At 44.9% G+C, this 7,226-nt stretch carries 7 protein-coding genes; 1 reads left to right on the top strand and 6 read right to left on the bottom strand.

What is annotated here, in order from left to right; genetic code table 11:
* Window positions 1-237 precede the first annotated feature (237 nt).
* On the top strand, window positions 238-1,098 hold the full coding sequence (locus tag IT291_09360) for an aminotransferase class IV (protein MCC6221432.1): 861 nt from the start codon (window positions 238-240) through the stop codon (window positions 1,096-1,098).
* Here the strand turns inward: IT291_09360 and IT291_09355 are convergent.
* From IT291_09355 to IT291_09330, 6 genes are all read right to left on the bottom strand, one after another.
* Entirely contained in the window at window positions 1,095-2,000 is a 906-nt protein-coding gene (locus IT291_09355; protein MCC6221431.1) for an alpha-L-glutamate ligase-like protein, read from the bottom strand. The two genes, IT291_09360 and IT291_09355, sit on opposite strands and share 4 nt — an antisense overlap.
* A 41-nt stretch (window positions 2,001-2,041) precedes the next feature.
* Window positions 2,042-3,580 (bottom strand): inactive transglutaminase family protein, encoded by a 1,539-nt coding sequence (locus IT291_09350; protein MCC6221430.1) that lies wholly within the window; start codon window positions 3,578-3,580, stop codon window positions 2,042-2,044.
* Window positions 3,577-4,314, bottom strand: a complete 738-nt coding sequence (locus IT291_09345; GenBank protein ID MCC6221429.1) for an ATP-dependent zinc protease — start codon at window positions 4,312-4,314, stop codon at window positions 3,577-3,579. Before IT291_09345 ends, IT291_09350 begins: the two co-directional genes overlap by 4 nt.
* Window positions 4,315-4,362: 48 nt before the next feature.
* Window positions 4,363-4,686, bottom strand: a complete 324-nt coding sequence (locus IT291_09340) for a YggT family protein (protein ID MCC6221428.1) — start codon at window positions 4,684-4,686, stop codon at window positions 4,363-4,365.
* Between the two features lie 68 nt (window positions 4,687-4,754).
* Window positions 4,755-5,501 (bottom strand): YggS family pyridoxal phosphate-dependent enzyme, encoded by a 747-nt coding sequence (locus IT291_09335; GenBank protein MCC6221427.1) that lies wholly within the window; start codon window positions 5,499-5,501, stop codon window positions 4,755-4,757.
* A 12-nt stretch (window positions 5,502-5,513) separates the two neighbouring features.
* Entirely contained in the window at window positions 5,514-6,179 is a 666-nt protein-coding gene (locus IT291_09330) for a nucleoside deaminase (GenBank protein ID MCC6221426.1), read from the bottom strand.
* Window positions 6,180-7,226 lie beyond the last annotated feature (1,047 nt).

The following is a 7,226-nucleotide window of genomic DNA, read 5'->3' as shown; positions in this document are numbered from 1 at the left end:
CGCCTGCCCGGTTGGATAGCACAGTGGCGGGAAATGATTTCCGACCCAGAAACCAAAATCGGGCGTCCAAGGCAAGTATACGTCGGCGCAACCCAGAGAAATTACGTTCCGATTCAGCAACGTTGAGCAAGCACCGTAGTTTTTTTGCGCTGTAAGCCAAATTACAGGTTTATTTAACGGGCTCATATTGAAAACTCGGCTAGACTTCTTGTCGATTTTCGTCTAATCTGCTGCGCTATGCCAGACATTGCGTACATTGATGGAGAATACAAACCGATTAGCGAGGCCACTATCTCGATTAACGATCGCGGCTTACTGTTTGGGGATGCTGTCTATGCGACGATAGCTGCATTTAACCGCAAACCCTTTCTTCTCGATCGACACTTAAGTCGCCTAGAATCTAGTTGCAAAGAGTTAGGAATCGAAGCAAGCGCGATTATCGAAGCGCTTTACGACATAATTCCTAGTGGCACTCGGATGAGCGAGTATGAAAATTGCCTTATCTATGCCCAACTTTCACGGGGTGCTCATCCAAGGGATATATTTATTGACGAGAACATAGAGCCGCACTTTTTTGTCACCTTTCGGGAGTTAAAGGTTAGCCAAACAGCAAAGTATAGAGAAAATGGCGTAAACGTGATTCTTAGACCGGATCTGCGCGGCAAACGCTGCGACATTAAGGGCGTAAGCCTTCTGCCTCTAATGCTAATGAGGAACGAGGCGCGAAAGGAAAATGCTTTTGATGCCATTTTATATAAAGACGATGGCACGATAGCTGAGGGCTGTAGCAGCTCTGTTTTTTTTGTTAAGAGCAATACATTGATTACTCGCCCACTTTCACAGGCTTTAATTCCTGGAATTACTAGAAAATACGTAATTGATGTGATAGCACCGCGATTGGGTTATTCAGTTGTAACAGAGGAATTTGGAAAGGATTCACTCATGCGTGCGGAGGAAGTATTTCTATCAATGACTACTGCCTTGATAGTCCCAGTGATTTCAATTGACGGCGAAAAAATCGGCAGTGGTGTGCCCGGTGAAGTTACAAAAAAAATTACAGCTTGCCTTTTAAAAGAAATAGACTTGCAGACTGCTTAGGCACTATGAGCAAAGCTATTTGCTAGAGCAATCCGCTCTTCCATGTTCGTTAACTCTTTAGCGCGAGCTTGTACAACTCTTAAACGCGGCAACAAGCCAGCAAAATTGGCAATCTGAATGTTTAATCCAGGTCGCGCGTTTAATTCCAAAATTAGTGGTCCCCTATCCTTGTCTAGCACTATATCTACGCCCTGATATCCCAAACCAGTGAGCTCATATGAACTAGCAGCTAGCTTCAATAGTTGTTCCCATAAGGGGATCTTCACCCCTATAACGCTCTCGCCCGTGTCGGGATGTTCCGTAATAATATCGTTTCTCCACACAGCTCCTATTGTCTCGCCTTTCGCCACACATATGCCAGCGCCAATGGCGCCCTGATGCAAGTTAGCCTTGCCTCTGGAAGCTTTTGTCGGAAGCCTAACCATGGCCATGACTGGAACCCCTAAAAACACTATTATTCTAATATCGGGAACGCCTAGGTAACTAATTTTATCAAACACCGGATCGAAAACCACACGGCGCTCGATTAGAGCTTTGTCATCGTGCCCGCCCAAACTATAAATTCCACTGAGTATATTGATAACGTGGTAGGCCAAAGCTTCTTCGGTAATAATGTGCCCATCGATTTCGCGAAACGCACCCCTAAGCCTGCCAGAAATTACCACCAAACCCTTTCCTCCACTCCCCGACGCTGGCTTTATGACAAAATCCTTGGCTCCCGCTAAAATCGTCTCTAAATCTCTAACCTGCCTTTGAGTTCGAATAACGCCAATGAGTTCGGGAACTGCAATTCCCGCCTTTTCGGCAATTCGCTTCGTTATCAACTTGTCATCGACAACAGGGTAAAGGCGACGCGGGTTATATCTAGATATAAACTCGGCATTGCGGCGATTAATACCCATTACGCCATGGCTTCTAAGCTCTCTAGCTAAGGAAATAAACACTATACCTCTTGCTCGGCAAAAGCTTTAAAGCGAAACAGTTCAAATAGTCTATAGCCAGTATATCTTCCGACGAGAATGTTTATTGCAAGGACTACTAGCAATAGCTCAGGAAACACAAAGAAGATATGTTCCAACAACTCATAACTCATCACTAGATAGCACAACGAAGCAGCGATAAGGCTACCAACACCGTTAGTCAATGCCTTCCTCCCACCTTGCTCCTCCCAAATAATTGACATCCTTTCAATAGTCATGGTGATTATGACCATTGGGAAAAGAGCAATGGAAAGCCCCCTATCGAGCTCCAAGCGATGAGTGATGATGCTTAGAACTATCATCAAAAGAATAACCACGCTAAGCACAGCAGCCAATCTGGGAACGAGCAACAACTTAAGGTGCTCCAAATAAAACCTAATTGCCAAACCAAGACTGACTACCAATACAAATAAAGCTATTCCCCAGAGTAACTCCGTCTCTCTAAACGCGAGTGCTATTAGCACAGGCATAAAAGTCCCGAATGTAACTAGGCCAACCATGTTTCTAATTACAACTATCACCAATGCACCGAGCGGAATCATTACCAATATGCGATAGACGTATTGAATTTGAATCGGCAAGCTAAACAGCGAGAAATCCAACAAAAAGCGATTGCTAAACTTGCTAGCCTCCATCGCCGATGTAATCGCAAGCTCTTGATTTCTTCCCACTGCCAAATCGACCGACAAGTCGCTCCCACCAGAAATGTTTACCAAGAGCTCGTCATTGCGCCACCATGGGAAATAGTCCTCCGGAACTCCCTTTTGCGACGACGTAATGTCATAAGCATCCCAGGTTCTTTCAACTTTATTAAACACCTCAATCCAGTGCAAGATAGGAGCATCTCGCACATCTTCTACCAAGCGAATCCCATGCACCGTTCGCGCCGCCACTCCACCCTGTGCTAGAACTTTAACGACTAGATTAGACTTATCCTCATCGCTAACCTTTCGCCCAAGCAGCAACTTCACGTAATCAGCTTTCTCTTTTTCGTTAATCCCTCTCAATATTGCTAATACCAATCCGTCGGTATCTGCCGAGTGCGACGTGGCATCTGCAATCCAAGCTTGCGCAGCCGCCAGTTCTGCTCCCTCAAACTGATGTTCGCTAATTAGCGGATCTCGGGCAGATTGTCCTTGAACAGAATCCACCGATAGCTCCCGCAGCACTGCTTTGTAATATAAATTCTGCCTGCCGTATGCCTTGCGAATCGACCAAGTAGCCGTGCGATTCGGCGATTCAGCTGTCGTAGTAAGCCCATAGCCAGACGATATAAAGCTTTCATCCATAACGACCGCTCGCATGGAGCTACGAGGTATATGCAGCGAAACTTTTATGGGCCGATTCCGCCCAATAAAAGTTACGCGCGCCTCTATATTCCACAATGGCGCAGTGACATCTGGCTGAAGTGGAAAATCCAAAACTAATGCTTTATAGAAAAAAAGCGCCAATCCGCTAATCGAAAGCAACGCCACAACTACAAAAAAATGGGCCCTGCTCATAAATTTTCCCGACTAACTTTGGGCTGTTCCTTAGATTTACCACTGCTCGCCGCGCCACCAACAGATGAGCTTTGCTCACTAGCTTGAGGCAATGCTTCAATTGGTTTAACCGTCTCCTCCTTCTTTATCTTCAACTTTTTATTCGAATCTTCTAGAGGTATTTTACTTTTGTCGCCGTCCTTGTCTTTATCCTTAACTATCTTTAACGGTTTAACCTCCCTCAAATGGTCAACCTTACAAACTGGGTCAGCCGTATAGGAAACCGCAGAGTCAACCAAAGCGTTGCCAGATAGGAAAGCTCTGCCAATTAGAACCTGGTAGTCAAAGTTTCGCCTATTTACAAGCGTCATATCTGTCTCCATATATTTGTCACCAAGACAAATTCCCATGCGAATTACATTTCGCTTCTGCGGGCTGCCGGAGTGTCGCTTGACTAAGGCAACGCGCCTAATTTCCTTCTCGATTACTACGTGCTTGCCGTAGCGATTGGTTACATCGAACTTAACCCACTTGGCCCCGTCTCGCTTAAACTCCTCAAAATGGGCAACGTCTAGCGAACAGCTATCAGCCCCGGTATCTAACTTAGCATGCAGGACGATGTCTCCTGGGTGGATGCTTATCTTCTCGACCCAGCCAAACACCTCTCTACCCTGTGCCGAAGTTGTGCGGCAAAATGTTAGAAGGCAAACGACAACGCTAGCGAGAAAAGAAATCCTTAGTTTGCAGTTGTTCATAACTTTTCTAAAAAATAAGCAGCACTTAACATATAGATAATAGATGCCTCAGATACCGACTGTCCGAACGGACGAACGCAACAGCTCCATTGCATAAAGTTTCATTGACGCAACTACAAACTTATCGATAAAGATTAGTAAAAGAATCGCAACAAATACCGACAAGTCCAGCATTCCAAGTGGCGGAATTTTGCTTCTAATACGGGCTAAAATTGGATCGGTAGTATTACTGATAAATTGCACAATTACATTTCGCGGATCTGGATTTACCCAAGAAAGCACAGCCCGCGCGACAAACAAAAATATAAAAAAACTTATAAGTATGCTAAGAATTTCCGCCATCGCGTTTAAAAAATTCCCAAACAAGATCATCCTAATGTCTCCTAAAAATCAATTCTTCCAGAAAAAATGCGCGTGTCGGCTTACACGCCACTAAAGCGCTATCGGCTACCAAATATTGCCCTACCAACGCGAACCACCGTAGCACCACATTCTATAGCTAGCTCAAAGTCATCCGACATGCCCATGGATATCTCAGTAATCGGCGCGCCAATATCTCTTTCAATATCAGCCTTTAACATCCGCATATCTTCAAACTCCCTTCGTCGTATGTTCGACAAATCTTGCCCTAAATGTTGCAGACTTCCAATCGTCATTAGACCCTGGAGATCCACGCCCCTTAAGCCCATTGCATACTTACAAAGATCTTTAGCCTCATCTGGCATGACGCCTGACTTTGTACCCTCCTCTGCAATGTTTATTTGAACGTAGATAGTCTGTACTAACCCTCGTTTCTCCGCCTCATTCGAGATTGCACTTGCAATTTCCTTGCTGTGAACGCTCTCTATGACGTCAAAAAGCATTACGGCATACTTTACTTTATTGTGCTGTAATTTGCCAATAAGATGAATTTGTACCCCCTTTCCCTCTCTTGCAATTGACTTAACCCCTTTGGGCGGCATTACACCCATCCCTCTCAATACCTCTATCTTATTTCGGCCCTCCTGGACATAATTTTCTCCAAACACTTTCTGCCCAGCATTAATGGCCTCCAAGATATTCTCAACGGCTACAGTCTTACTTGCCGCAACCAGAGTTACTTCTCGACAACTCCGGCCAGATTTTCTCGCCGCCGCAGCAATGCGCTCACGCACGAGAATTAGATTATCAGAAATCTCCTTGCCCATTACTGCTAAATCCTAATATATGAGCCCACCATGAGATGCATACTTCTTAAGCACCTCACAGGCCTCTTGACGCCTGACATCCCTAATTACCTCTAAAGTATTTAGCTCTCTCCGCCAATCTTTGCTCTCCAAACACTCCACCCAGTCCTCTCTAAGAGGCCCTTCGTTAAAACCCGCTGTCCATACGGCTTGCTCAGCGGAATCGCTCGAACACGACGTCGCTAGCTTCCGCGTATACAGCTCTACATCCTCCGCTGTAGCTCCAATAACCAATTTTTCAATTCCAGACCACCAAATTGCTCCGTAGCATTGAACACAGGGCTGAGCAGAGGTGACTAGAACTTTTGCTGCGTTTAGACCTAAATCATAAGTTCCAATGGCTCTCTGTGCTAACATCAAGGCCATTATTTCTGCATGTGCCAAGGAGTTTTTAGTAGCCACAACCACGTTTACGCCAACCGACAACAACCGCCCATTATCGCGCTCGAATACCGCCGCCCCGAACGGCCCACCACTTTCGTGCTCGACATTCTGCCCAGCAAGCCAAATAGCTAACTCCATTTGCTGCTCCGCCGATACCAGACAACTATCAGGACTTATAGTTGAAATAAATGCATTGACAGTTGTTTCTGTTAACCAACTAGGAAGCAGAATCTCGATTTTTGTAGGAAAAGACATGCGATCCATCTAGCCTGATACCAAGAAATCTTTTTCATCACAAACTTGAACGATTTTTCTGGCAAATTTGTAAGTAGCCTCCAATTTAGCCGCTCCTTTTCAGATACAAACTTAGTCTTACGTTCTTTGGCTGATATAACATAGAGTTCAATAGGGTCGTAATCGCTATATTTCGAGCAAGGGGGAAATATTAACCCTTCGCTGCCCCCAACGCTACCTTCGCCTTAAAACCACTACTGTGGCGCCTCCTGATTCTTGCCATAATTCCGAACCCCCAGCGTTGCTTGGTCTTGCCCCATTTCGGTGGAGAGATTTTATAAAAGGAATGATGTAACGCTAAGAGGTATCGGAAAAGGGACTGGAGAACAAGCATAATTGTTACAGATCCGGGAGTCGCCGTAAACGAACATTTTGTCACGTTCTTTCTGGTAGAGGTTTGAGAGAGCTCGTTACGACGAAAATCGGATACGCAAACAAATTGCCCAGACGCGGTTTTGAGATTCAGGCACAGAGATCCTAGAAGGAAAATTGCAAGCAACGCCATTTTGCAAGTAAGTATACATTTCTTCCCTAGCCTCATTGCTCTTCCTAATTCAGCCGCTTCAACAACTGCTATTAATATTTCATGGTCTCGCACTTATCAAACGCCTAGAGAATACGAGAAAGGGGTCTAGCTCACTCATTGGATATTCTGCTTAGAAATAATGAGAAGTCCTCCATCTGTCGATCGAATTCATCGAAAAGAGGATCAATTAAATGTCCAGCAAAATAGAGAAATTGTGTGTACACGTGGAGCCGTTCTGATCGACCATTGCTAACAAGGCGTGCAAAGGAAATAGGTCCATGGTCTTTAACAGCAAATTGACTATACTTTTTCCCTATTTTAATCAACGCTCGCCTGCCTACATAGTGCCAGATTTTATTCTCATCTTTTATGAGAACGATTGGAGGTGAGGCTATGCAGAACTTAATAAAACCGTCACTTAAGGCTCTCTCTTCGCCTTTGAATCGAGAATACTTGTTGGTCTTAAGGTCAAACTTATAAGT

The organism is Deltaproteobacteria bacterium (genome assembly GCA_020845775.1).
GTDB lineage: Bacteria > Bdellovibrionota_C > UBA2361 > SZUA-149 > JADLFC01 > JADLFC01.
The sequence above is the reverse complement of the archived record's forward strand: the minus strand, read 5'-3'. Positions and strand labels throughout refer to the sequence as shown.

What these genes read in the sequence shown, in the direction of transcription:
- IT291_09360 (MCC6221432.1), top strand. Translation starts at nt 238, where the DNA reads ATGCCAGACATTGCGTACATTGATGGAGAATACAAACCGATTAGCGAG.
- IT291_09355 (MCC6221431.1), bottom strand. Translation starts at nt 2,000, where the DNA reads ATGGGTATTAATCGCCGCAATGCCGAGTTTATATCTAGATATAACCCG.
- IT291_09350 (MCC6221430.1), bottom strand. Translation starts at nt 3,580, where the DNA reads ATGAGCAGGGCCCATTTTTTTGTAGTTGTGGCGTTGCTTTCGATTAGC.
- IT291_09345 (MCC6221429.1), bottom strand. Translation starts at nt 4,314, where the DNA reads ATGAACAACTGCAAACTAAGGATTTCTTTTCTCGCTAGCGTTGTCGTT.
- IT291_09340 (MCC6221428.1), bottom strand. Translation starts at nt 4,686, where the DNA reads ATGATCTTGTTTGGGAATTTTTTAAACGCGATGGCGGAAATTCTTAGC.
- IT291_09335 (MCC6221427.1), bottom strand. Translation starts at nt 5,501, where the DNA reads ATGGGCAAGGAGATTTCTGATAATCTAATTCTCGTGCGTGAGCGCATT.
- IT291_09330 (MCC6221426.1), bottom strand. Translation starts at nt 6,179, where the DNA reads ATGTCTTTTCCTACAAAAATCGAGATTCTGCTTCCTAGTTGGTTAACA.